Here is a 1,724-nt window from a genome sequence, read left to right as displayed (position 1 = left end):
TCTCAGGGAGGTTTGGCATGATCGGCATTATCATGTTCGGGGTGGCCCTGCTGATGCTGATGTGGGGGTTTCCTGTTGCTTTCGTATTTGGCGGGCTTGCGCTTCTGTTTGGCGTAGCCGCGGTTGGGCCCGATCTATTTGCATTCATGCCATTCCGGATCATGAACATCATGCAGAACACGGTACTGATGGCGGTGCCGCTGTTCATTTTCATGGGTATTGTGCTGCAGAAGACAAAGCTGGCTGAACAGCTGCTTGAGTCCATGGGGCGCCTGTTTGGGGGGCTGCCCGGCGGCCTGGCCATGTCCACCATCGTTGTCGGCGCGCTGCTCGCGGCTTCAACGGGGGTGGTGGGTGCCAGTGTTGTCGCCATGGGCCTGATCTCCCTGCCAGTGATGCTTGCGCACGGCTACGACAAAAAGCTTGCTTGCGGCACCATCTGTGCGTCCGGAACCCTCGGGCAGATAGTACCTCCGTCCATAATCCTGATCATACTGGGCGACGTGCTGGGCCTGCCGGTAGGAGACCTTTTCAGGGCTGCAGTCCTTCCCGGCGCTGTCCTTATCGGCTTCTATCTTGTCTACATCATTGTGCTGGCGCTGTGGAAACCAAACCTGGCTCCTCCCATGAAGAGGACCAGTGATGATACCCGTAGCCAGGAGGTCATAAAGGCGCTCATTGCCATTATCCCGCCTCTGGCGCTGATCGCAGTGGTCCTCGGCTCGATCTTCACTGGCATTGCCACTCCTACGGAATCTGCCGCGCTGGGCGGCGTTGGGGCACTGCTGCTCGCCATTGCCTACCGACAGTTCTCTTTCAGCCTGATGTGGCAGAGCGCCCAGGATACGGTCAAGGTCACCGCCATGGTCTTTGCCATCCTGATCGGCGCCACGGCCTTCTCGATGACCTTCAGCTACACCGGAGGCGACTACATACTTGAGGAGTTCCTTCTGTCTCTGCCAGGCGAAAAATGGGGCTTCCTGATCTTCGCCATGCTGGTGATTATGATTCTTGGCTTCTTCATCGACTTCGTCGAAATCTCGTTCATTATCGTGCCGATCCTGGCACCGGTTGCGGAAGCCCTGGGCATCAACATGCTGTGGTTTGCCATTCTCATTGCCATGAATCTTCAAACCAGTTTCCTGACGCCACCCTTCGGGTTCAGTCTGTTTTACCTCAAAGGCGTGTCGCCGCCCTCGGTACGAACGACGGATATCTACCGGGGCGTGCTGCCATTCATCGCCATCCAGATAGCCGTGCTGGCTCTGATTTTCATCTTCCCGACCTGGTTCGGCATGGTTTCCTGACTCCGTGACGGCCGAGTTCTACCTCGGCCAGTGCGCCTGTTGCCAGTAGTCATGGTCGAGATGGAACTCGACCGTCCCGGCAGCCCTGGCTCAGGGCCCCGGCGGCACCTGGGCGAAGCCTTCCTGCAGTTCAACGACAACACCGTCGAGCGCGGTCTGTTCTACCAGGCCCTGAATGTGGTGCTGGAAGTTGAGCTGGATGAGGAGCTGTAGATAACCGGTGTCGCGTTAGTCGACGTCCGCTTTCCAGGCGCCGGCTGAGCCCAGGAATACATTCACGTGCTTGAATCCCTGTGCCTTGAGCCAGCCCGCCGCCACACTGGCACGCGCGCCGCTGGCGCACATTATCGTGTAGGCCCGGCCGGGATCCAGATCCCGCCATTGTTCGTTAAGGTGGCCCACGTAGATGTGCCGAGC

2 protein-coding genes and 1 pseudogene are annotated in these 1,724 nt (G+C 58.6%); 2 read left to right on the top strand and 1 reads right to left on the bottom strand.

All coding sequences use genetic code 11. From position 1 onward, the window contains the following. Positions 1-17: 17 nt before the first annotated feature. Together ABYA88_RS16375 and ABYA88_RS16370 are read left to right on the top strand one after the other, a co-directional pair. Positions 18-1,307 (top strand): TRAP transporter large permease subunit, encoded by a 1,290-nt coding sequence (locus ABYA88_RS16375; RefSeq protein ID WP_373188445.1) that lies wholly within the window; start codon positions 18-20, stop codon positions 1,305-1,307. A 102-nt stretch (positions 1,308-1,409) separates the two neighbouring features. Continuing rightward, positions 1,410-1,517 (top strand): annotated as a pseudogene (locus ABYA88_RS16370) (hypothetical protein); the annotation flags it as partial. A gap of 18 nt (positions 1,518-1,535) precedes the next feature. Here ABYA88_RS16370 and ABYA88_RS16365 read toward each other — a convergent pair. Then, positions 1,536-1,724, bottom strand: a 189-nt coding sequence (locus ABYA88_RS16365) for a rhodanese-like domain-containing protein (protein ID WP_373188444.1), incomplete at its 5' end; no start/stop codon positions are given.

This window comes from Halopseudomonas sp. (assembly GCF_041579695.1).
GTDB lineage: Bacteria > Pseudomonadota > Gammaproteobacteria > Pseudomonadales > Pseudomonadaceae > Halopseudomonas.
This window is presented reverse-complemented; position numbering and strand designations above follow the sequence as displayed.